The following is a 22536-nucleotide window of genomic DNA, read 5'->3' as shown; positions in this document are numbered from 1 at the left end:
CTTACTATGGCTCACTCATCTTGTCAATATATTCCATCTGATATCCATGTGCCCGGATTAGCGGCTATACATGCCGAACACCTTAGCTTTTCCTTTCACGAGAACAATGCCCAATTTGCTGTTGAAAACAGCTCTTTCGATATCGAAGAAGGGAAAATAACGGCTATCATCGGTGAATCCGGCAGCGGAAAAAGCACATTGCTTAGACTTATCTATGGCTTATTGGAACCAACTGGCGGTATTGTACGCTACAAAGGCTGGCAAGTCCCCACACGTAAAGACAAGTTAATTCCCGGCCACGATGCCATGAAATTAGTCTCACAAGGCTTCGACGATTTGAATACTTATGCCAATGTCTGGGATAATGTTGCTTCACAATTACCCAATACAGATATCAAACGCAAGCAAGACAAAACAGCGGAAATATTGCAACGTTTACGCATAGACCACCTGGCACGAAAAAGAGTAGCAGACATCAGTGGTGGAGAAAAACAACGCGTAGCAATCTGTCGAGCGCTAATCAACGAGCCCGAAGTTTTACTAATGGACGAGCCATTTAATCAGGTAGACGCCTCTTTTCGCGACACTCTGCAACAGGATATAAAAGATATTGTCAAAGAAACTGGGTTAACAGTCATTTTAGTTTCGCACGATCCAACAGAAGTACTTGCCTTGGCAGACAATCTTATTGTGATGAAAGCAGGTAAAATTTTAGATCAAAATAATCCGCATCTACTTTACAACCAACCATCTCATCCTTATACCGCTCAATTACTGGCAAAAAGCAATATACTGCAAGTTGAGCAAGCTCAAAATTTAGGCATAGCAAGCGAAAAACCAATCGCGATTCATCAAGAATGGATTTCAATAAGTCCTTCAGAAGAGTCAACTTTCTTTGTAAAAGATGTCCGATTCAGAGGTTTTTATTATGAAATCGTCGTCAGCAATAATGAAATTAACTTACACGCGATTATCACATCGCAGGTAATTCCACAAAAACAACAGGCTGTTGATCTAACGATATCCCATTGGATTGCTTTTGACCATTAATTTGATACCCTAGTCTTGTGTTTTTAGCCAAGACAAGAATGCGTCAAACCATAATTTATCTGAGGTCTTGTTAATTAATCCAAAACCGTGCCCCCCTTGCTCAAAGGTATAAAGCTTATTGGGTACTTTTTCCCTATCCAGGGCAGCCATCATTCTATAGCTATTTTCTATAGGTACAGCCATATCATCTTTGGCGTGCACAAAGAAAACGGGGCAAACTTCAGGAGACACCTGCAAATTGGAAGAAAACAGCCTAATTAGATCATCCGACGGGTTTTCTCCGATGAGATTAATACGCGACCCTTTATGTGTTATATCATTTTCCATAGAGATCACTGGATAAATTAGCCCAGCAAAATCAGGCCTTAATGAAATATGGGAGGGGTTTGCAATATAATCTTTTTTAAACTTTGTAATTAAAGTAGATGCCAGATGCCCGCCCGCAGAAAAGCCAATCACCCCCACTTTTCGAAATTCGGGATGTAAAGTCCTAATTAATTGCATCGATCGTTGAGCATCTTGAAGTGGCCCAATTGATTTGTCGCGCATAATATTCGGTGAAGGCAATCTATACTGTAAAACAAATGCTGAATAACCATTTTTTATGAGTTCTTTCGCAACAGCATGCCCCTCGTGGTCCATCGCGATATGAGAATACCCCCCGCCAGGAATAATAAGCACTGCAATATTCTTATCAATACCTTTATCTGGCGTATAAGCGAACAACCTAGGGACATTTTTTTCTAAATTTACAGCTTCCTTATCCGTAGCGTTAGGAATGGAATCTGTATAAAGGTTTATTGTTTCCTGCGCCTGAACGAAAGAAATCAACGAGCATAAAATCATAAAAACTTTTTTCATTAGAATAATAATTTATAAGGTATTTCATAACAGATCAAGTTCTAAAGATTACCTTCAGGAACTCGTCAAGATTAATCAGCTATAAAGAGGAAACAACTAAGAGATCCAAATCTTTCGCAGTCATATTAAACCTTGAGGCCATATCTATATTCGTAAGATTACCCTGGTATAAATAAATGGAACTTCTGATGCCTGGATTCTTCCAGATTGCATTTTTCAATCCCCCGAGTTCAGCAAAATCAAGCAAAATCGAAGTAAAAATATTGCTCATGGCATACGTCGCCGTCCGTGCTACCCGAGATGCGATATTGGGAACACAATAGTGAATAACATCAAATTTTCGAAAGATAGGTTTATCATGAGATGTCACTTCCGAAGTCTCGAAATTCCCCCCTTGATCAATGCTTACATCTATAATAACGGAATTAGGTTTCATTTTAGAGACCGTCTCTTCCGAAATCACACAGGCAGAACGCCCGTTACGAGCTCGTAAAGCGCCAATAACCACATCTGAGCTGATAACGGCCTTGTTTAAAATAATAGGTTGTATAACGGAGGTAAATACACGGCTACCCAAATTGTTTTGTAGACGTCTAAGTTTATAAATCGAATTATCAAAAACCTTGACCTCTGCCCCCAGGGCCAAAGCCGTTCGAGCGGCTTGCTCTCCAACGGTTCCCGCTCCAATAATGACAACTTCTGTGGAAGCCACCCCTGTCACACCGCCGAGCATCAGTCCTTTTCCTCCAAATGCATTGCTCAGATATTCTCCCGCAATTAAGGTTGCTGTTGCCCCTACAATTTCGCTCATCGCGCGAACCACTGCCAGGCAACCACCTTCATCCCTCAGATATTCGTATGAAATTGCGGTAATTTTTTTGTGCATTAATGCCTTTAGTACATCCAAATTCATTAACGACGGTTGCTGGGAAGATAATAAGAGCTGCCTTTCTCTCATCAACTTAACTTCACTGATCGTAGGACTACCAACTTTAATAATTAGATCGGCTTGATATACTTCTTCCCGTGAAGACACGATACGGGCTCCCTGTTCGCTGTAATGATGATCTAAAAAATTGGCCCCACTGCCCGCTCCTGTCTCAATGATTACCTCGTGCCCATTTTCTACCAATAATGCAACCGCTAATGGCGTCAAGCAGATCCGCTTTTCCTGCAGCGAGGTTTCTTTTGGAATGCCTATAAATAAACTTTTTGCATTCTTTTTCTTCTCAAACAGCATCTCTTTTGGAGAAATCATAGCCTGACTCGCAAGCTTTCCTAACTCATTCATCTTGTAAAATTGATAGTTAGCTAAAATTACAATAAATAATCAATCTTATCAAACGAAGATAAATTTGCCTCCCCCCAGCTTTGGAATGAAACAAATTTATCTACATTTGTCTTAATTAATCAGATATAATACCATGCTCAGTAAAGTGAATATAGTGCCCCGGTGGATCATTTTTTTATTGGATATCTTTAGTGTCTCCATTGCTTATCTGCTTGCAAATGTCATTTACTACGATTTTAACTTCGATTTTCTGCTCGATATTGATTTTAGTATTCGTTACATTTTATTCATAAGTGTATGCTCTTTGTCATTTTACCTGTTCAAGATGTATACCGGGATCGTTCGTTACACAAGTGCCATCGATTCAATACGTATATTATCAACGATAACATTCAGTGTGTTCATTCTCTTGGTTATCAAATTAGTGATCCAGGCTAACGAGATTGAACGAAACATTCCAACTGCGCTCATTATCTTCTTTGCGCTCTTCTCCTTTCTTATTTTAACCGTATATAGAACGATTATTAAAATTTTCTTTCTATACACAAAAAAAGTCAGCGGTTCCAGAAAAAAAACACTAATATATGGTGCTGGTGACTTGGGGATTGCTGTAAAAAGAACACTAGACCATGACGTACGCTCCAAAAATGCTATAGTAGGATTTTTAGATGATAATGAGCAAAAGATCAACAAAGTAATTGATGGAACCAAAATTTACGCTTCTCAAAAGTTTAGCCACCTCATTAACACGCTAAATATTGAAGAAGTCATCATCGCCTCGCACAACATTCCATCGGACCGCAAAAATGAAATCACAGACGTTGCACTTGAAAAAAATGTAAATATCTTAACGCTACCACCCGTTAAGAAGATTATGAATGGCGACCTTAATCCTAATCAGATTCAAAAAATCAGAATCGAAGATTTGCTAGAAAGGGATCCGATCAAGATTAATGACGACCATATACTAAGCCAGACAAAGGGCAAAAGGATACTAGTTACTGGAGCTGCTGGTTCAATAGGAAGTGAGATCGCATCCCAATTGGGGAAATACGAACCTCAAATGATTATCCTTTGTGACCAAGCGGAGTCACCACTCCATAACCTCCAGCTTGACCTTCAAGATGAGTTCCCAAATCAGGTATATCATACTTATATCGCGGATGTTCGAAGTACAAGACGTATGCACTTACTTTTTGAAACATTCAGACCGCACTATGTATATCACGCAGCAGCATACAAACATGTGCCGATGATGGAAAACCACCCGCTAGAAGCTGTACAGACCAACGTCATGGGAACAAAAAATCTAGCTGATTTAGCCGTAGAATTCCAGGTCGAGAAATTTGTTTTTGTTTCCACAGATAAAGCAGTAAACCCAACAAATATCATGGGAGCAACCAAACGTATTGCAGAAATCTATGTACAATCATTAAACAATCATTTGGAACACTCATCGAGAGAAAACGTTCACACCAAATTTATAACAACCCGCTTTGGCAATGTCCTAGGCTCAAATGGTTCAGTTATCCCCCGATTTAGAGATCAGATTCAAAAAGGTGGTCCTGTAACAGTTACCCATCCCGAAATCACCCGTTATTTTATGACCATTCCTGAAGCATGTCGATTAGTTCTTGAGGCCGGAACAATGGGACAAGGTGGAGAGATCTTTGTCTTTGATATGGGGAAATCAGTAAAAATAGTTGAGCTCGCTAAAAAAATGATCCGTCTTTCTGGATTTAAACCAAATGAAGATATTGAAATAAAATTCACGGGATTAAGACCTGGAGAAAAATTATATGAGGAATTATTAAATGATTTAGAGAATACCTTACCGACTCACCACGAAAAAATCATGATCGCCAAAGTCAGGGAAAATAATTATGATATCGTGTGCATGAAAATTGAGGAATTGCAGCAGCGTTTAGCGACACAAAACAAAAACGAAGTTGTCTATCAAATGAAAATTATTGTACCCGAATTCAAAAGTAAAAATTCCATCTACGAACAACTGGACAAGGAAATAGAATTATCAAACGAGTCGGAAAACTAAAGTTAATTCACTTTAAAATTTGCAAAACACTTGCAAATTTGCTCGAAAAGTGTATTTTTGCAATCCATATTTTACTGATTAGTAATGTCTAAAAACACAAATAATACAAATCAAGGTTTCAAACCTTCAAAAGGATCTTTTTTTCAAGATAACCAAAAAAGTGTAGTGTTCATTTTAGGTGGTATCGTTGTATTGATCTTACTTTATTTTGGATATCAAAAGCTTTATCTAGATCCAAGAGCAGAAGAAGCTTCAAACCGTATGTATAAAGCAGAGCAGCTTGCTACAATTGATTCTTTGCAAAACAAAGCAATCATGGGTGACGGTGCATTTCTTGGTTTTAAACAAATTGCCGACGAGTATTCAAATACAAAATCTGCAAATATTGCTAATGCGTATTTAGGCGGTTTATATTTGCGTCAAGGTAAATTTGATGAAGCGGTGAAAGCACTCGAAAAATACTCGCCTACTGGAAGTCAAATTTTAGATCCTTTGGTCATTGGTTTAACAGGGGATGCTTACTCAGAATTAAAAGATTACAAAAAAGCAGCGGACTATTATAAGCAGGCATCGGAAAAATCAAGCAACTCCTATACAACGCCACTCTTTTTGAAAAAATTAGGGCTTGTATACGAAGCACAAAATGATTACAAAAGTGCAGAGAGCGCTTACAAAAAGATCAAAACAGATTTTCCGGAGAGTCAAGAGGCTTCGACAATTGATGGTTTATTAGGTCGTGTACAAGCACACCTTTAATAGGATCAATCTAGAGAACATAATAAAAAAGAGGCTATTTCATAGCCTCTTTTTTTGTGACCATCTAAAATCACTATCTTTGTTACTATTATGGCAAGTAGCATTAAAAATTTATCAGACTTTTCGCATATCCAGGTTGCGGATGCAAGTCCATTCAAATTTGCAATCGTTGTTGCACAATGGAACGCAGAAATTACTGGTGCATTATTGAATGGTGCAATTACAGGCTTAGAAAAGCACGGCGCTAGGGAAAGTAATATCCAGGTGATCGAGGTTCCTGGGAGTTTCGAGTTAATTTCTGGAGCAGATCTCGCACTCAGAAATCAGGGTTTTGACGCCGTTATCTGCTTAGGCTGTGTCATTCAGGGAGAGACTAGACACTTTGATTTTATTTGTGACGCAGTTGCAAACGGCATTGCCAATGTAGGGCTCAAGTACAACAAACCCGCTATTTTTGGTGTGTTGACAACGGATAATCTACAGCAAGCATTGGATCGTGCCGGTGGTAAACATGGCAATAAAGGTGAAGAAGCTGCTATTACAGCTATACAAATGGCTCATATTGCCAAAAAATTCTAGTTTGGTATCAATTTTGCCTACCATTCAATGATGAAAAGTATTTTTGAGCACAACGTAGAAACTCAGGTACTTCATATTTTGAATAAATCGATTAATAAGATATTCACTTATTTTATTAATCGATTTTTATTTTTCACTAGCATAAAAATGCAATCATCAAGCCGGATGCTCCCGATTCTGGAGTTATTTGCTTTGTGATTGTTTCTTTAAAAATAGGATTATGAAAACATTATCGAATGTACTATTGATATTTTGCCTTACTTTATGCTGTCAGCTCGATGTTATAGCACAAGGTGATAGTCTAAACAAACAGATATGGCAAAGTATCGGTGGCCAAGGTAAATGGGACTCCTTACAATTTTTAGCTTTCTCAGCAAAGGGAAATACGATTTCAGATCAATTGTCCAATGATGAGCGCAAATTCTTATTCAATCGCTCAACCGGAGAATGCAGGTTTGACGGCTATAGTGGAACCGATCAGGTAACTTATCTGTTTAATTTTAAAAATAGCAGCGCTGACAAACTATACGTTGGAGGAAATTTAACATCAGATGGTGCTGAAATTAAAAAATCAATCCGAGGCCAACTATTTTCAGATCTCAATCTCCTCCTTTTACCCACGTTAATTGGGCAGAAAAATGTCACGCTAAAAAGTCAAACCGAACGCTTCATTGGCGGACAAAAGTTAACAATAGCAAATATCAGCTCGTCTGGTTCTATTTTTGGTCTAAAGATAGATGGATCTATTTATATAGATCAAAATACCGGCGAGATCACTTATTACGAGTACACCGACAAAGGGGAGAAAATTACTTATGAAGTAAGCAAATATAAGGAGATCGGGGATGGCATACGGCTACCTAGTTTTTTTTACGCTACGAATAACGATAAGAAGAGCTGCGTATTTTCCTCTATTTCATCCTTTGTACAAGTAGAACAGAAAAAATTCACAGAACTATAATATGATTAATTGGATAGAATTAAATACAGAAGAGCAGTTACAGGAACTTTACCAATCCGATAAAGTCGCGGCCATCTTTAAACACAGCACTACTTGTGGTATAAGTAATATGGCCAAGCGTAGCCTGGAGCGAATGTCAGCTACTTCTGACCATGATTATGCTATTTATCTTCTAGATCTCTTGCGCTACCGTTCACTATCGAATGAAATTGCTCAACGCTGGAACGTAGAACACCAGTCGCCACAAATATTGATCGTCGAAGGGAAGAATACCCGATATGATGCTTCGCATGGTGATATTCAATTTGACGAAATTGAAAAATACCTGACTGCACTTTAACTTTAAGGTTACCACCTGTAAATGCTATAAAAACCACAAAACTTATCCCAAGTGATCAACGGGTTATATTTCGTTTATTGATCACTTGGGCTACTTTATGAGTATAAAAATAGTAGAGTAACTATTTATAAATTTCTACGGTAATCTTGCCATCTTTAGTCACAGTTCCCCGATACATACCGGCTGTATTAAAAGGCATAGCGACACGACCATTTTTGTCCAAAACAATCATCCCCCCATTACCGCCCATCTTACCAATACCTTCGATCACTTCCTGACTTGCCTGCACAACATCTTCACCTTTATATTCCATTAATGCTGACACTTTATAAGCGGCTACATGACGAATATAAAACTCTCCCCATCCTGTACAAGAAACTGCACAAGTTTCGTTATTAGCATAAGTTCCAGCTCCGATAATTGGAGAATCACCGATCCGCCCAAACTTCTTATTTGTCATCCCTCCTGTCGAAGTACCCGCCGCCAAGTTACCGTATCGATCCAAAGCAACACATCCTACCGTACCAAATTTCGCATCTTTATTAGTCACACCCAAACGTGAGCCCTGTTTTTGATCATGATCCAATTGCGTTTTGATATTATCTTCTTTTTTAATTTTCTGTAGAGACTCCCAACGCGCTTTGGTCCAAAAATAGGAAGGATCCACGATTTCCAGTCCCGCTTGTGCAGCAAATTGCTCCGCACCCCTACCGACCATCATCACATGCTCAGATTTTTCCATCACCGCTTTAGCTGCTGAGATCGGGTTTTTTATAGTCGAAACCCCTGCAACAGCTCCTGCAGCTAAAGTCTTTCCATCCATAATCGCGGCATCCAGTTCATTTCTCCCATCGTGTGTAAAAACAGCACCCTTTCCGGCATTAAATAATGGTGAATCTTCCATGACATGAATAGCAGATTCAACTGCTTCCAAACTGCTTCCTCCTTGCTGAATTTTTTCATAGCCAACTTTGAGAGCTTGTTCCAATACTGTTTTATAAGCCTGCTCCATCGAATCTGTCATATTCTTTTTCAAGATTGTGCCAGCCCCGCCATGGATAGCCAAGATAAATTCACCTTTAGCTGAAGTTGTCGATTTTCTATACGATTTACAGGACATCGCCAATAGGCTTCCCACCATGATCATGACGCATATCTTCAGATTATTCATCTTCTTTCTCCCACCATTCTGAAGATTGTAAACCATCTATTTCACGACGGTCCTTTTTCGTAGGGCGTCCGGTACCACGATCGCGCTTTAGGACTGGAGCATGAAACATGGATTTAAATCCTACGGTTTCTTCAACTGGTGTCTGATCTTCATAAAATTGAACTGCTGTCTTTGCATCAACACGACGCTCTAAAAGACCCGTGACTTTTACCACTTTTTTCTCAATTCCTTTTTGGATATGATATACATCGCTAATCTTAACTTCGTAAGACGGTTTTATATTTTGGCCATTTAGTTTAACTCGTCCTGCCTTACAGGCTTCTGTTGCCAAAGTTCTTGTCTTAAATAACCGAATTGACCACAAATATTTATCAATTCTCAATTTTTCCAATGTTCCTGCCATATGACAAAAATAACTATATTTTTAGAACCGATATAACCAAAAGCAATTATAGAGAATTCCAGTAAAACTGAGTTCAATTATTAAAACGTCTTTAATTCGTTCGCATGAAGAGCTTAATAGCTAATTGCAGGCAAGTTATCACCAAACCCATACCAACTCCTCACTGCAAGCGGATTGTTAAAACGGTATCTGCATAGTGAATGCACCTTTAAAAGGTGGACTCAACGTGGACTCACCGTGCACACACTGTGGTTACGATTAGGAGTTGATTATAAGTTGGTACGGTGTTGGTATCAGGAAAGTCTATAGCAAGGAACAATGGATAAAGTTGTTTTTAAGTCCAACTTTATCTAAGTTTGTACATCAAAATAAACTAATTCAAATAAGCAAACAAATAATATGGTAGAGCCACTAAAAAAATTGATTGAGGAAGCGTGGGAAGACAGACAATTATTAGAATATAAAGAATATACAGAAGCGATCCGTGCTGTTATCATGAAGTTAGATAGCGGGGAAATCCGTGTGGCTGAAATGATCGGTACGAGATGGCATGTAAATGATTGGATAAAAAAAGCCGTCATCTTATATTTCCCAATCAATGATATGCGTGAAATGACTGCTGGTCCTTTTGTGTTTCATGACAAAATGAAATTAAAAACAGACTACAAACATACGGGAGTGCGTGTTGTACCAGGAGCTTCCGCTCGTTTAGGAGCCTATTTGGCTAAAGGAGTGATTATGATGCCTTCTTATGTTAATATTGGTGCTTATGTAGACGAAGGTACTATGGTAGATACATGGGCAACTGTTGGCTCTTGTGCGCAAATTGGTAAACATGTGCACTTAAGCGGTGGCGTCGGAATTGGTGGTGTATTGGAACCCGTACAAGCAGCTCCCGTTATTATTGAAGACAATGTATTCATCGGATCAAGAGCGATTGTGGTCGAAGGTATTCGTGTAGAAAAAGAAGCCGTATTAGGCGCTAATGTTGTATTGACAGCATCAACAAAAATTATTGACGTGACAGGACCTGAGCCAGTTGAATATAAAGGTTATGTACCTGCCCGTTCAGTTGTGATTCCAGGATCTTATACGAAGAAATTTGCAGCTGGAGAATATCAAGTTCCTTGTGCTTTGATCATTGGTCAACGTAAAGAGTCTACAGACAAAAAGACGTCATTAAATGACGCATTACGTGATCACAATGTCGCTGTTTAACGTTAAAATTAGCATTAAAAAATAAAATGAGTGGATTCGTAGATCGAGAAGATTTGAATAAGGCCTTGGAGACGTTAAAAAATGGAGGACTGATCTTATACCCCACAGATACAATTTGGGGAATAGGCTGCGATGCTACCAATCCAGATGCGGTAGAAAAAGTCTTCCAGCTGAAAGGAAGAGATAAATCCAAAAGCCTGATCGTCTTATTACATAACGACAATCAATTGGCGAGTTATGTCAATGAGATCCCAGAGGTTGCTTATCAACTTATTGAATATACGGAAAAACCATTGACAATTGTTTATTCGAATGCCAAAAACCTTGCTTCCAACGCAATAGCGGAAGACGGATCAATTGGCATTCGGATTGTTAAACATCCTTTTTGTGAACAGCTTTTACAACGGTTCCGCAAACCAATAATCTCCACTTCGGCAAATATTAGCGGTGAACCCACAGCAAAAGATTTTGACGAAATATCTGATGCTATCAAAGGGGGAGTGGACTATATTGTCGCCTACGACAGAGATGTAGCAACAGATGGAAAATCATCTACCATTATGAAACTGGACCCAAGTGGTAAATTCGAATTTATTAGAAAATAGTATGAAAAAGATTTTTTTATTTTTTGTATTAGGGATTGCCCTTGCCAACCTTTCTTTGGCACAGCAAAAGGACATTCCTTCAGCCAAGCCAGGTGTAAAATATGGAAAGGAAATCGCTGCTTCCAATGCAATATCAGTATCAAAGCTTGAAAAAGAACTCAGCAAAAAAAATACTTTCAACGGGAGGATAGAAGGCAAAGTTGTTGAAGTTTGCAAGAAAAAAGGCTGTTTCATGACACTGCTACGAGATGGTGAAGAACCAATTACAGTTCGTTTCAAAGACTATGGTTTCTTTATGCCAGCAGATATTATTGGTAAAACAGTTGTCGTCGAGGGTATCGCAAAGAAAAAGGAAGTTTCTGTTGCTTCTTTACAACACGCGGCCAAGGATCTTGGCAAATCACAAACTGAAATAGATCAAATTACACAACCCAAGAAAGACATTAGTATTATAGCTGATGGTGTTCTGGTTGTAAAATAGAATTTTCATACGCTTACCCTATCGTTTCTCTGATGAAAAGATTCCAAACCTCAGCTTGCCACTCCATACGAGTGGATGGGAATTTAATGTCCTTCGAAAAGCCTGTTATTATGGGTATACTTAATGTGACTCCGGATTCGTTTTATGATGGCGGCGACAATACAACAGTTGAATTAGCGGTAGAGAAAGCAAGGAAACTACTACTTGAAGGCGCACAAATTCTTGATATTGGTGCTTATTCCTCCCGCCCGGGAGCCCCGCTGATCTCTTCACAGGAAGAAATGGATCGCGCTATCCCCCCAATTCGCGCAATTAAGGCTGCATTTCCGGAAGCTATTTTATCAATCGATACTTTCCGCGCTGATGTCGCGGCTTCGGCAGTCGAAGCAGGGGTTCATATCGTTAATGATGTATCTGGCGGCACACTAGACGATGATATGTTTGTTACAATAGCGAAATACCAAGTTCCCTATATTCTCATGCATATGAGAGGTATCCCTGAAAATATGCAAGAAAAAACCGAATACAATGACATTGTAACAGATGTAGCGACTTTCCTCGGTGAGCGCGTAGCCAAATTGAAAAGTCTCGGGGTAAAGGATATTATTCTAGATCCGGGTTTTGGTTTTGCGAAGACAGTCGAACAGAATTATGAATTGCTCTATCGTGTCAATGAGCTCCACTACTTCGAATTACCCATATTGGGCGGAATCTCCCGTAAATCCATGATCTATAAAAAAATCGGAATCACAGCCCAAGATGCATTAAATGGTACGACTGCTCTAAATACCTTGTTGCTCGAAAGAGGTATACAGCTACTCCGGGTACATGACGTAAAGGAAGCCAAACAATTAGTTGATCTCTTCTATACATAGTTCCAATTATGGAGAGACCTATTTATAGCGGAGATATACCTGTATTTTTTCAACTGTTACATCGGTAAGTCAACACGCTCCCCATTCTTCCAATAACAAGGTCTGTAGCTAGCGGGGACATTTCCAACTGCTCCCGAAACATAAATATCATCTCCATCTACATATATCCCGAAAGCCTGGGCACGGTCCTCAAGTTCATGAAGTTTTCCATTTTTCCAATAGCATGCAGTATGTCCCGTACTATTAGAATTGTATTTATTGATTAGTCCTACGGCATACACATCAGAACCCGATTTGGTGATTTGCCAAACCTCTCCGTAACGTTCGTCCAACACAACCGGTTCTTCATTTTTCCAATACACGGGCATACCACAAAGTCCACCTACATAAAACTCATCCGATCCTGACGCATAGATCGTACTGACGCCTTTAAAATAAAGCACATTCTTGGGAAGTGACAACAATGTGAACGATGAATTACCATCCCATACAAATGGTGTTATGGGGCGCAAAACCTTTCCCGTTTCAGAGGAAGTGATTTCCCCCAGAAAACCACCAAAATAAGGCCTTCCACTATAAAAATCAACAGCGGAAATATTCCCAATGTTATCCCCCTTCATACTTATCATGGTATTGTCTTTATAATAGAAAATCTTACCTTCATTTGCCAGGCTCCCTTGGTTAAATTGATAGTTTTGGAGCGTACCATCTAGGTTTTTATAAGTATAAACAGTTCTAGATTTTTTGTCTACGGATTGTCTGTAACCAGATTGATTTCCGACAAGTCCCGTAAAGGTAGCTTGGTTCGAATTGTCTCCATTGACCCAATATTTTGTATTCACATTTCCTCCCTCAGCCCTAAAACCGCTGACGAGCACATTTCCCTTATTGACTAAAATAGAATATCCCCCAGCTAAAGGGCCTTTGTCATCATTTGAGTTGCCTTTTTTACAACCGACTAGTCCTCCTATAAAAGCTAAAAAGAAGAATGTTCGGCACAACATGGAAGAGATTTTCGTAGAAATACTGAAAAGGTTCATAATCGTAATGCGTTTGTTAAACGGAATAATTGAAATTAGTTCTTTTTCTTTAAATAAAAACGATGTTACTTCCGGATACGCTACAGATATTTCTTCTGCATAGTTCTCTTTCATCGGTACCTATGGTGGGTCAATTTATTTACTTACAAAGGCAGCATCGCTTAATGTTTTAATAAACGCGACGATATCCTCCTTTTCGGCTTCGGTCATAGCAATCCTATTGCCATTTTCTTTAAGCAAAGGATCTAAATTAGCTGCATCCAATACCCCATTATCAAGATAGTCCAAAACCGACCTTAACGTTGGAAATTGGCCAAAACTTCCATAAGGAGCCGTATATTCGGCATTTCTTAAAGAAGGTACCCGAAAAGCCATGTAATCAGAAGAAACTCCTGTTACCCTCGCTCTTCCAGCCTCCTCCATATTTTTATTTAGCGGAAAGCCTATATTCCTAAAACTTTGGTCAGTAAACAATTCCGTCGCATGACAACCGGCGCACTTTAGCTTAAACAACTTGTATCCACGTTCTTCTGTTTCCGTAAACTTTTCTCCTTCATTTCTTTTCACTTTGTCATACTTGCTATTCGCTGATACTAAAGTGTACTCGTATTGTACGAGGCTTTTATAAATCCGATCAGGCGTTATCCCCCCATCACCAAATGCCTTTTTAAATAAATCTTTGTAATCATCATCGCTACTAATTTTACTGATCACCTCCAAAATAGAGGAATTCATCTCCTCATGCGTGATGATGGGAACCAATGGTTGCTTTTCCAGTTCAAGAATGTTACCATCCCAATTGTAAAATTTCATAAAGGCCAAATTCTGTAAGGGCGGCGTATTCCGCAATCCGACGCGATCGTATATACCTAGCGCTTGCATTTTTCCATCTGAAAAAGCAAGAGAAGGATTATGGCAGCTTGCACATGAGATCGTATTATTACCACTAAATCGTTTCTCATGAAATAGCTTTTCACCCAATTCGACGCCATATTTTGTTGGTTTATTATCACTTACAGAATTATTCAGCTTGGGAAAATCTGTTGGTATAAAAAAAAGAATCTCGGGATTATCAGTGTTATCCGACACCAAACTATCCTCATCATGACAGGATAATATGAATAACAACATAAACAATATCCCGACCACCATTTTCATCTGCATAGCTATTATTATAAAATCATCATGGATAGCCTATACTCAAACGTGGTATAGGCTATCCGTAGTGATCTTTATCTGGTTACGTTAATTTTTGACTTTTTCTATAGCGAACATTCCAACGCGATCTTCCTTACCGTCTCCGCCGAGGTTATTGACATACGTTACCATGACCTCCATCCCCTCATGTTGTTGTGGTGCTGTCTCATATTTTTCATCGATAATGATCTTATTATTTCCACTGAATAGCTTATCAAAATCTGCCTTAATCGTAATCTCCGGATGGTTACCACCAACGACAAGTCTTGTATTTAAATCCAAGGTGATATCGCGATAAGCATCTACCCCCTGTACATAGGTATCCGGTTGCCCAGACTTTCCATTTAATGTACTTCCAGTATGAATCGTAAATTTCTGATGATTACTCTCATAAAAGCCCTCCAATTTGGCAAAACGATAGCCCGTCGCCCACTGCCAATGCATTTGGGTATCATTAGCACCTGCAGCCGCATAAAATACAGGGAACCTAAACTGATCCAGGGTGTTTAGTTCCTGCTTCACTCCAAATCCAAACTTAAGCTGTTTATACTCTCCTACAGGTATGTCGGCCAACGTATAGTCCAGGCTCGAAAGCTTTGCCTGATTGACCACCGTAGCCCCCTTGTCTAAGTCATTTACATGATAAGGAATTTCAGTCCCATCAGCCTTAATAAGCCTGATATTGCTAATTACATACTTAAGCTCCGAAAATTGATGCACTTGCCCATTCGCCGAGGTATTCGTTGTAGCCGCAGGAGATTCAGCTCCGCCTAAGACGATTGTCGTATTTTTAAATGTATTGTTGAAATGCAAATTAACATTATTGGCAACATCTTCACTTTTACTGCATGAAATCATGACCAAAGAGATCATCATAAGTTTTATTGTATTTTTTTTCATTTTATACTAAGTTTTAAATTATTAAAAATTGATTTTTAAGGATGTGAACATATTTCTACCCATACGGGGTATATTTCCCCAATCCGCATAGGTACTATAGTATTCATTGAAGAGATTTTCAGCACCAACCTGAAATACAGCTGTCAATTTTCTTATCTTGAAATTATAGTCAGCAGAGACATTCCAGATTTTATAAGAAGCCGTTTGGTCCTCACCATATTCGGGACTGTAGTTGACCTGACTAAAGTCTCCGTTGATGGAAGTCTGCACACCAATCATTTTATACCGGTAATGCAAAGATGTCTGGTAACTTAATGGACGTATAAAAGGCAGGTTTCCACCCATATTGTCCTGCCCTCTGGCATAAGTAAGTACAGCTTTCCAATCCAGACCCGGCAAAATCTGGTACCGCGCATCGAGCGCTAGATTAAACAATGTCGCATGATCTAAGGAGGTATACCCTTTCACACCTACGGATTGATAGTTCATCGGGCTACCCAAACTCAAAATTCGTCCAATAATGTAATCTTGGATAAAGAAATAGTTTGCCTTAGCACCAATGCTCAATCTCCCCGTCTTGAATCCGGCACTGGCATTGGCTTCATAAGAAACCTCATTTTTTAAATCCGGATTTCCGATGTAATCATAGCGATCGAAACTATTATAAATGTAATAACCATAAGCTTCCGAAACGGAAGGAGCCCGGTGTCCAAACCCTGTACCTACAGAAAAGTCAAACTGACCAATATTTATTTGATAGCTGGCATGTAGGCTCGGAAGAATCCTATTTTTCTTTTGTGGGGAACCGGGATGGAAGATCCAGTTAAATTCGATGTATTTCGAATAGTTATAGTTCAAACCCAATGAACCCCCAAAGACAACTCTACTGATATTGGAAAGATCCAGCGTGTTATTCATCGCTACACTCGCAAAACGTGTGGTCACCCATGGCCAGCTATAGGCAAACATGGTTTGCTTGGACCTGTCCTGAGGATACATACGCATTTCTGCTATAGATAGATTATCGTAAGCATTTACTTGTATTTCCGAAGAATAACGATCTTTCTGCAGATTAATTTTGGACAAAAGGCCGTAGGTTGTGCTCCAGCCAGGCATATCCATATGAACCAGATTTTCTGGACGAGTCGTATCATCCATATAGTGTTCAACTGCATTAAAATAAACTTTGGTATCCCACACTTTTACCATGCCTTCTTCAAACAGCTGTTTGTATGCCGCTGAAGTAATAATTGCTCTCGACAGCCAAAGGTCCATTGGTAAAGCTGGGAAGCCTACATCTTTAGCACGATCAAAAATAGCATCCACTCGAACAGCGGAAAGAGGACTTGTTTTATAGGCCAGGCCTAACGATGCATTGAATTTATTATATTGAGAATGCCTTACTTCATTGTCATTGCCATCATAATAATTCCCTGCCTTCCGGAAAGCAATACTTCCATCTGCCACAAATTTGTCACTTGAATAATATAAATTTCCAAGATTAAAGGTCTGCTTATTATTGAATTCAAAACCTGTCTGATAGGCTCCACCAATTTTTTTCTGTAGACCAAACGAGGTATTTCTTCTTTTCAGATCTATACTTCCTGCCACAGTAGCCCCATGTAAATTCCCCTCCTGCCCGGATTTAATAGCTATAGATGAAAGATTATTACTCTCGACATACGACGTTATGGGATCCATTTTATCGGTACATGCTCCAAAAACATGCATTCCATCGATCGTTATTGTAGAACGCTCACTACTCATGTTATTGAGCAGCGGTTCCCAGGCATAAGCACCACGTTTGATAAAACTAATATTACTCGCAGAAGCCAAAAACTCATCTACAGAAACTGCCATCTTCAATTCGTTCTCAATCCTCCTTTTGACAGCTGCATTAACCGTAACCTCCTCAAGACGTCTCGTTGTATCACGCGTAACAGCATTGCTTTGTCCATTAACATTCAATCCCAAGAAAAGCATCGAGAGACTAAAACTTATCTTCTTCATAGCCATTAGAACAGAATATCAATGTATAACTCACTTTTACGTCCTTCTACACCCGGTGTAAAATCCCTTGGCACCTCCGTCCCTGCTATTACCCGCCCGTTTTGATTGACCAAAATAAAATTTAGCGTCCAGTTGCCTGTCATTGTGTAATTCACAACGCCTTGATACAATCCATCTGCCTGTTGTACCAGATCCTTATTATTCGGCGAAGAATGGTTACCCATCGAAGGTTCTGGCATCCGCGGATCCAATTGCAGGACATATCCATTGACAGTGGTATAAGACAATTGTGCGGCATCCAATTTATAAATCCCAGCAACCAATTTATTCTCAGAAACATTCGGCTTCCGTGGAGAAATCAACGCAATTATATATTGCTCATTATCTTTCCCTGCAAATGTGGTCATGTTAAGATTCTTGTTTGTCTGCGGCTTTACAGTTACATTTTGTATAGCCGAAAAATTCTGATCGCCAATTTTAAAATTGATTTCCAAACTCCAGGTCGTTGTTTCAGAGCTCGTATTGATAAATACACTATAACCGGAAAAATAGCGACCATCTAAGGTATAATCCAATACCGATTGGTGTGGACAGGAAATTTTCACCCCATGAGCATCGGTCTGGATTGGTCGAAAGCCGACCGAAGAAACCTCCACTGGCTCATTTGTTTGCTGCTTATTAATTTTCACCCGAATATCATTGTACCCCCGATACAATACTCCCCCTAAGGCTTCGATACGGATATTATAACCCGAAGAAACAGAACTCGAAACCTCCTTAAACTCCGGATTCTCCTCAACTGTATTTCCCCGTTCAGCCTCATAATCTGTTTTTTCCTTTGTACAAGATGTTAGGAAGAGGCATATAATCATGATATAGAAACCAGCGCTTTTTATATATAAATCTCTCATCTATAATTTTTCATTTGTGGTGAAACTATCAGATTAATTCATCCCCTCATGTGATTATTCAAGCATAATTTTTTGTACCCATGAATCCGTCTCACGCAGTTTGAATAAATCATAACGGTATCATCAGTTACGAATGGATCTATCTCATCATATAGATGAATCTACTACAGCTCCATTCAATTTCAAGAGAATTGAAACCAATGAATGATCTAAAGCTACATAGCAATGCAGACCAAAGAATCAAGTCGGTTCCATTGAAATAAATAGTAATCCGCCGTCAACGATCGATTACTTAATCAAATAAATTACTAGCTGGATCTAAACCAGAGGGGGGTGAAATATCGTAAAGATGGGGTTATAGGAATAATCTTCTTTATATACCGGAAGCAGGCGCTCCACAGTGGCTTCATAAAGAGTTGCGTTCTTAAACGTAAAATCTTGTGTATTATTTATAAAAACAACATCGATAATGCGAAATTCAAGGTTTTTTTGTTCCTTTTCCTCATGTTCGCGCATCTTTTTCATCAAAATACATTGTCCTCTACAGGCAAGTGCATTGTCATTGAAGCGATTGATACATTCGTAACGTGCGATATAATCCCTATTCAGTTCGAAGACCGTCCACAGCCATACCGTCGAGAAACTCTGTAAGAGCATCAGGGGTAATAGAATCCATATAAACAGTCTGATTTTCATTCGAATATTTTATTCTCAATAGCAGCTCCTATCAGGAAGATTACTTTTTTCTTGTAAACTCACCGAATCAAGCTTAAGATCATTCGCTTTGAGAGCTGGACAAATATAACAAATGAAACTTGGAATAAACAAATTCCATTAGAAAGAAAAAGTCCTAAGTAGAAAACTACTTAGGACTTAGAAAACTCAATTTTTATTATTTCGCCGCAACCGTCAAGACAGCTTTCTTATTTCCGGCAGCTAAATCCAAGGTAAAGACATACGTTTTACCTGATTCTAATACTTTACCAGTTTTTATACCAAGATTGCCCGAGTCACGTCCATTATTGCCATCCCCCACAAATACAATATCACTTGTAGTTGTCACATCTGTACCTCCAAATTCACCTCCCCATCCTTTTTGATGGAAAAATTTGAAGTTGATGTTATCCGAGTTTATAGATTCTCCGGCCTCAACAGTTATCTGGTATTTCTTGTTCCCTAGCGGGGTCAAACAAAGCGCTTTATCTGTATTCCAACCCACCTGATTACTGGATACTTTAGGTTTTCCGATTCCTTCGCCAATAATCCATACTGCGCCGCTTCCGTCATCTTGCAATTTCGCTAAATCATTGCCTGTCATCACTTCAACAACAAAGTATTTTAAGGCAAAGTCTGCTGTAACACGGTATTTCCCTGTCGTCCCATTAAAAGATAGGGTTCCATCAGCAGCCTTGGTAAAGAAATCAGGATCAATCCACCAATCTTGTAGATCTGCAATCCCCTCAAAGGTCATTGGTTTTCCTTGAGCTAGATCAATTTCGACTTTAGCATGTTTATCATCGAGACGACTAAACTGCGACCCATTCAGTAGTATGACAATAAATGGCGATGCCTGAAATGTCAATGTATTAAATTGAATTGGATAAACACCAGAAGTTGAATTTGAAAATGGAATTTCGGCAGTAGAACCGAAGTTAACCATATTATTCACCCATCCAAAATTCATCGCATTGCCTTGTACACCTACTTTTGGCGCTTGGATATAGCCTTTTACTTCTGCTGGAAAGTTTTCTTTTGCTGCATATTGGTTACGTCCTACCTTTTCCATTCGATAGGACTTGGATTCGGTGACCAGCGTTAAATATGGAAAGTCCGGTCTGCTGAGACTAATATCAAAAGACTGTTCGCTCGTCTTTTGGCTAATATTCTGCAAGACAAATTTTAGTGTTGCTTTCCCGTCAGGAATATTTTTCAGAAAAGGAACATAAATCTTCCCTGTATAATCTCCATTTTCTTTGGTGCGGATTACAGTTTCCGTTACCTTATCATCTGTAAAATACAATTGGGCTTTAACTGTTGACAGCGCAACTTTATCATCCGAAACGTGGACCTGAAATTCAAGGCTATCCCCAAAACTTGCCGTTGAAATGGGCGATTTCAATTCAATCTTTGGATCTCCTATTTGATAGGTATATTTTTCATCCTTTTTACAGGAACTGACTGCAGCAATCGCAGCGGTTCCCAATAGTATATTGATGAGATATTTTTTCATTTGTTCATAATTTATGCGCTATCCACGAGATAGCGCTCAGGGTTCATAATCCTTCGGTTAATATGTCCAGCGGTAAGAAACTACCGACTTAGCTGGTACATCATAGCTAAAATGATGTTTACCATCTGCCAAGGTGATTTTACGGCTGTCACCAGATTCGTTTAGCAGAACAACCGCATAGGTCCCATCTGTATTTTGGAACGCAGTATACACCAGGCCTTCCGCTGTGTAGCCAGAAGTACCAATCCGCGTAGCTCCTGATTTGACCACCGAAGAAAGATGACCAACAATATAATAATGCGAATTGCGTGTTATATTCTTATAATTTGCCTTACTGATATCCACGGCTCCGTAACACGTCTGACAGCCTCCTTCTCGATTAGGCCCTTTGTCGGTATCTAACATCAAATTCCAAACAATAACACCCTTGCTCCAATTGTTTACGGTACCAAGTGCGACTTCGCGCATATCCTCCATTAATCGCTTTTCGAGATTCCGGCCATCATTCCATTCTCCAATGGATGTTTCTGTAAATATCAGCTCCTTGTCTGGGCGTTGATTATGAATATCTATTAGCTCTGCTTTATCACCACCATAGTTATGGTATGCTGCACCTGCGATAAATGAAGCCGCGCCTGCATCGTTATAGATCTTGATTGGGTAATCCATCTGATCGGCAATATTATCATAGTTATAATTGTGGTCAAACGCATAGATTTTTGTTGACAGGTTTGCCGCTCTTAATTGTGGCCCCAAAGCTTGTTTGACAAAAGCTTGTTGTTCTTGCCAGGACATGTAAAGCGACGCAGAGTTTTTCCGGTTTAATGGCTCATTTTGAACGGTAATCGAATAAACATGAATGCCTTCTTTTTTCATTGCCTGAATCCATTGAACAAAATACCAACCATAGTCCTGATAATATTTTGGATTTAACTGACCACTGGTCCATGAATCAAAAGGCTTTAAATCTGTCAGGTTGTTCACTTTCATCCATTTCGGTGGAGTCCATGGGGAGCCCATGATTTTTATGGATGGATTGATCGCAAGTATTTCTTTCAGCACCGGAATGACATATTGCGTCTCTTCCGACTGTAGTCCAAAATTCTCCTTTCCTTCCTTATCCCAACAGGTATACTCACTCAAAGAAAAATCAGAACATCCAATCGCAATCCGGATATAATTCATCCCCATCCCATCCTTATCAGAAAACGTCTCTGTGAGGAATTTCGTTCGGTCTTCCTTATTCATTTTCATTAGATTATAACAGGTAGAACCTGTAATCGCTGCACCGAATCCATCCATCGTCTGGAATTTTTGCGTAGGATCTATCGTAATAGTATTCGGGGACATATTGAATTTGGAACTAAAATCCACAAAGCGTTTTCCAAAATCTACGGAACGGCTACCTGTTGTTGTGTAGATAGTTACATCGCCACTTTTTTTAATATCTTCCCCTTGTGAAGGTGTATAGCTGTCACGGTTACAAGATGTTGCCGTTATCAAACAGGACAACAAGAATGTATATATCATAGTTGTATTATTATATTTCATCTGTTAATAATTTTTTTCCATCCATCGGACGGAACTTCCCATTGTTAAATCAA

General features: G+C 39.2%; 22 protein-coding genes. 10 read left to right on the top strand and 12 right to left on the bottom strand.

Annotated features, from left to right (window positions below):
• Positions 1–6 precede the first annotated feature (6 nt).
• Positions 7–1050: an ABC transporter ATP-binding protein gene (locus AB1Z56_RS22740; RefSeq protein WP_426790268.1), complete on the top strand. Its 1044-nt coding sequence runs from the start codon at positions 7–9 to the stop codon at positions 1048–1050.
• Between the two features lie 9 nt (positions 1051–1059).
• Here AB1Z56_RS22740 and AB1Z56_RS22735 read toward each other — a convergent pair whose 3' ends face one another.
• On the bottom strand, positions 1060–1911 hold the full coding sequence (locus AB1Z56_RS22735) for an alpha/beta hydrolase (protein ID WP_426790267.1): 852 nt from the start codon (positions 1909–1911) through the stop codon (positions 1060–1062).
• A gap of 79 nt (positions 1912–1990) precedes the next feature.
• On the bottom strand, positions 1991–3202 hold the full coding sequence (locus tag AB1Z56_RS22730; protein ID WP_309359856.1) for an alanine dehydrogenase: 1212 nt from the start codon (positions 3200–3202) through the stop codon (positions 1991–1993).
• 133 nt (positions 3203–3335) lie between these two features.
• Here AB1Z56_RS22730 and AB1Z56_RS22725 point away from each other — a divergent pair, with 133 nt between their 5' ends.
• The 5 genes from AB1Z56_RS22725 to ytxJ all read left to right on the top strand — a co-directional run bounded on the left by AB1Z56_RS22725 (position 3336) and on the right by ytxJ (position 7891).
• Positions 3336–5255 carry a polysaccharide biosynthesis protein gene (locus AB1Z56_RS22725; RefSeq protein WP_426790266.1) on the top strand — a complete coding sequence of 640 codons (1920 nt, stop codon included), beginning with the start codon at positions 3336–3338 and terminating at the stop codon, positions 5253–5255.
• 84 nt (positions 5256–5339) lie between these two features.
• Positions 5340–6011, top strand: a complete 672-nt coding sequence (locus tag AB1Z56_RS22720; protein ID WP_309359852.1) for a tetratricopeptide repeat protein — start codon at positions 5340–5342, stop codon at positions 6009–6011.
• A gap of 90 nt (positions 6012–6101) precedes the next feature.
• Complete coding sequence (gene ribH, locus AB1Z56_RS22715) at positions 6102–6590, top strand: 6,7-dimethyl-8-ribityllumazine synthase (protein ID WP_309359850.1); 489 nt, start codon at positions 6102–6104, stop codon at positions 6588–6590.
• Between the two features lie 220 nt (positions 6591–6810).
• Positions 6811–7551, top strand: coding sequence for a hypothetical protein (locus AB1Z56_RS22710; RefSeq protein WP_426790265.1), 741 nt, complete (start codon positions 6811–6813; stop codon positions 7549–7551).
• Position 7552: 1 nt separating this feature from the next.
• A complete protein-coding gene (ytxJ, locus tag AB1Z56_RS22705) occupies positions 7553–7891 on the top strand; it encodes a bacillithiol system redox-active protein YtxJ (RefSeq protein ID WP_309359846.1) in 339 nt (112 codons plus the stop codon).
• 121 nt (positions 7892–8012) lie between these two features.
• On the opposite strand, the gene AB1Z56_RS22700 is transcribed toward ytxJ, so the two are convergent.
• Complete coding sequence (locus AB1Z56_RS22700) at positions 8013–9062, bottom strand: isoaspartyl peptidase/L-asparaginase family protein (RefSeq protein ID WP_309359844.1); 1050 nt, start codon at positions 9060–9062, stop codon at positions 8013–8015.
• On the bottom strand, positions 9055–9465 hold the full coding sequence (locus AB1Z56_RS22695) for an RNA-binding S4 domain-containing protein (protein ID WP_309359842.1): 411 nt from the start codon (positions 9463–9465) through the stop codon (positions 9055–9057). The genes AB1Z56_RS22700 and AB1Z56_RS22695 overlap by 8 nt, the downstream gene beginning before the upstream one ends.
• Positions 9466–9864: 399 nt before the next feature.
• Between AB1Z56_RS22695 and AB1Z56_RS22690 the strand changes: the two genes are divergently transcribed.
• From AB1Z56_RS22690 to folP, 4 genes are read left to right on the top strand one after another with little or no spacing between them, the layout of a single operon-like run.
• Positions 9865–10683, top strand: coding sequence for a 2,3,4,5-tetrahydropyridine-2,6-dicarboxylate N-succinyltransferase (locus tag AB1Z56_RS22690; protein ID WP_070561716.1), 819 nt, complete (start codon positions 9865–9867; stop codon positions 10681–10683).
• 26 nt (positions 10684–10709) lie between these two features.
• Positions 10710–11288 carry an L-threonylcarbamoyladenylate synthase gene (locus AB1Z56_RS22685; protein WP_426790264.1) on the top strand — a complete coding sequence of 193 codons (579 nt, stop codon included), beginning with the start codon at positions 10710–10712 and terminating at the stop codon, positions 11286–11288.
• Between the two features lies 1 nt (position 11289).
• Entirely contained in the window at positions 11290–11769 is a 480-nt protein-coding gene (locus tag AB1Z56_RS22680; protein WP_426790263.1) for a DUF4920 domain-containing protein, read from the top strand.
• Positions 11770–11801: 32 nt separating this feature from the next.
• Positions 11802–12644: a dihydropteroate synthase gene (gene folP, locus AB1Z56_RS22675; protein WP_309359834.1), complete on the top strand. Its 843-nt coding sequence runs from the start codon at positions 11802–11804 to the stop codon at positions 12642–12644.
• A 56-nt stretch (positions 12645–12700) separates the two neighbouring features.
• On the opposite strand, the gene AB1Z56_RS22670 is transcribed toward folP, so the two are convergent.
• The 8 genes from AB1Z56_RS22670 to AB1Z56_RS22635 all read right to left on the bottom strand — a co-directional run bounded on the left by AB1Z56_RS22670 (position 12701) and on the right by AB1Z56_RS22635 (position 22462).
• On the bottom strand, positions 12701–13798 hold the full coding sequence (locus AB1Z56_RS22670) for a hypothetical protein (RefSeq protein ID WP_426790262.1): 1098 nt from the start codon (positions 13796–13798) through the stop codon (positions 12701–12703).
• Positions 13799–13819: 21 nt separating this feature from the next.
• Positions 13820–14848 (bottom strand): cytochrome-c peroxidase, encoded by a 1029-nt coding sequence (locus AB1Z56_RS22665; protein WP_426790261.1) that lies wholly within the window; start codon positions 14846–14848, stop codon positions 13820–13822.
• Between the two features lie 81 nt (positions 14849–14929).
• Positions 14930–15781 carry an MbnP family protein gene (locus AB1Z56_RS22660; RefSeq protein ID WP_426790260.1) on the bottom strand — a complete coding sequence of 284 codons (852 nt, stop codon included), beginning with the start codon at positions 15779–15781 and terminating at the stop codon, positions 14930–14932.
• 21 nt (positions 15782–15802) lie between these two features.
• Entirely contained in the window at positions 15803–17791 is a 1989-nt protein-coding gene (locus AB1Z56_RS22655; protein ID WP_426790259.1) for a TonB-dependent receptor plug domain-containing protein, read from the bottom strand.
• 5 nt (positions 17792–17796) lie between these two features.
• Entirely contained in the window at positions 17797–18702 is a 906-nt protein-coding gene (locus AB1Z56_RS22650; protein ID WP_426790258.1) for a hypothetical protein, read from the bottom strand.
• A gap of 318 nt (positions 18703–19020) precedes the next feature.
• Complete coding sequence (locus tag AB1Z56_RS22645; RefSeq protein WP_309359821.1) at positions 19021–19398, bottom strand: hypothetical protein; 378 nt, start codon at positions 19396–19398, stop codon at positions 19021–19023.
• A 196-nt stretch (positions 19399–19594) separates the two neighbouring features.
• Positions 19595–20932: a DUF5125 domain-containing protein gene (locus tag AB1Z56_RS22640; protein ID WP_426790257.1), complete on the bottom strand. Its 1338-nt coding sequence runs from the start codon at positions 20930–20932 to the stop codon at positions 19595–19597.
• A gap of 57 nt (positions 20933–20989) precedes the next feature.
• Positions 20990–22462 carry a glycoside hydrolase family 30 protein gene (locus AB1Z56_RS22635; protein ID WP_309359817.1) on the bottom strand — a complete coding sequence of 491 codons (1473 nt, stop codon included), beginning with the start codon at positions 22460–22462 and terminating at the stop codon, positions 20990–20992.
• Positions 22463–22536: the final 74 nt, after the last annotated feature.

Origin of the sequence: Sphingobacterium sp. WOUb80 (assembly GCF_050058145.1) — a bacterium.
Lineage (GTDB): Bacteria > Bacteroidota > Bacteroidia > Sphingobacteriales > Sphingobacteriaceae > Sphingobacterium.
This window is presented reverse-complemented; position numbering and strand designations above follow the sequence as displayed.

What these genes read in the sequence shown, in the direction of transcription:
- AB1Z56_RS22740 (WP_426790268.1), top strand. Translation starts at nt 7, where the DNA reads ATGGCTCACTCATCTTGTCAATATATTCCATCTGATATCCATGTGCCC.
- AB1Z56_RS22735 (WP_426790267.1), bottom strand. Translation starts at nt 1,911, where the DNA reads ATGAAAAAAGTTTTTATGATTTTATGCTCGTTGATTTCTTTCGTTCAG.
- AB1Z56_RS22730 (WP_309359856.1), bottom strand. Translation starts at nt 3,202, where the DNA reads ATGAATGAGTTAGGAAAGCTTGCGAGTCAGGCTATGATTTCTCCAAAA.
- AB1Z56_RS22725 (WP_426790266.1), top strand. Translation starts at nt 3,336, where the DNA reads ATGCTCAGTAAAGTGAATATAGTGCCCCGGTGGATCATTTTTTTATTG.
- AB1Z56_RS22720 (WP_309359852.1), top strand. Translation starts at nt 5,340, where the DNA reads ATGTCTAAAAACACAAATAATACAAATCAAGGTTTCAAACCTTCAAAA.
- ribH (WP_309359850.1), top strand. Translation starts at nt 6,102, where the DNA reads ATGGCAAGTAGCATTAAAAATTTATCAGACTTTTCGCATATCCAGGTT.
- AB1Z56_RS22710 (WP_426790265.1), top strand. Translation starts at nt 6,811, where the DNA reads ATGAAAACATTATCGAATGTACTATTGATATTTTGCCTTACTTTATGC.
- ytxJ (WP_309359846.1), top strand. Translation starts at nt 7,553, where the DNA reads ATGATTAATTGGATAGAATTAAATACAGAAGAGCAGTTACAGGAACTT.
- AB1Z56_RS22700 (WP_309359844.1), bottom strand. Translation starts at nt 9,062, where the DNA reads ATGAATAATCTGAAGATATGCGTCATGATCATGGTGGGAAGCCTATTG.
- AB1Z56_RS22695 (WP_309359842.1), bottom strand. Translation starts at nt 9,465, where the DNA reads ATGGCAGGAACATTGGAAAAATTGAGAATTGATAAATATTTGTGGTCA.
- AB1Z56_RS22690 (WP_070561716.1), top strand. Translation starts at nt 9,865, where the DNA reads ATGGTAGAGCCACTAAAAAAATTGATTGAGGAAGCGTGGGAAGACAGA.
- AB1Z56_RS22685 (WP_426790264.1), top strand. Translation starts at nt 10,710, where the DNA reads ATGAGTGGATTCGTAGATCGAGAAGATTTGAATAAGGCCTTGGAGACG.
- AB1Z56_RS22680 (WP_426790263.1), top strand. Translation starts at nt 11,290, where the DNA reads ATGAAAAAGATTTTTTTATTTTTTGTATTAGGGATTGCCCTTGCCAAC.
- folP (WP_309359834.1), top strand. Translation starts at nt 11,802, where the DNA reads ATGAAAAGATTCCAAACCTCAGCTTGCCACTCCATACGAGTGGATGGG.
- AB1Z56_RS22670 (WP_426790262.1), bottom strand. Translation starts at nt 13,798, where the DNA reads ATGAAAGAGAACTATGCAGAAGAAATATCTGTAGCGTATCCGGAAGTA.
- AB1Z56_RS22665 (WP_426790261.1), bottom strand. Translation starts at nt 14,848, where the DNA reads ATGCAGATGAAAATGGTGGTCGGGATATTGTTTATGTTGTTATTCATA.
- AB1Z56_RS22660 (WP_426790260.1), bottom strand. Translation starts at nt 15,781, where the DNA reads ATGAAAAAAAATACAATAAAACTTATGATGATCTCTTTGGTCATGATT.
- AB1Z56_RS22655 (WP_426790259.1), bottom strand. Translation starts at nt 17,791, where the DNA reads ATGAAGAAGATAAGTTTTAGTCTCTCGATGCTTTTCTTGGGATTGAAT.
- AB1Z56_RS22650 (WP_426790258.1), bottom strand. Translation starts at nt 18,702, where the DNA reads ATGAGAGATTTATATATAAAAAGCGCTGGTTTCTATATCATGATTATA.
- AB1Z56_RS22645 (WP_309359821.1), bottom strand. Translation starts at nt 19,398, where the DNA reads ATGAAAATCAGACTGTTTATATGGATTCTATTACCCCTGATGCTCTTA.
- AB1Z56_RS22640 (WP_426790257.1), bottom strand. Translation starts at nt 20,932, where the DNA reads ATGAAAAAATATCTCATCAATATACTATTGGGAACCGCTGCGATTGCT.
- AB1Z56_RS22635 (WP_309359817.1), bottom strand. Translation starts at nt 22,462, where the DNA reads ATGATATATACATTCTTGTTGTCCTGTTTGATAACGGCAACATCTTGT.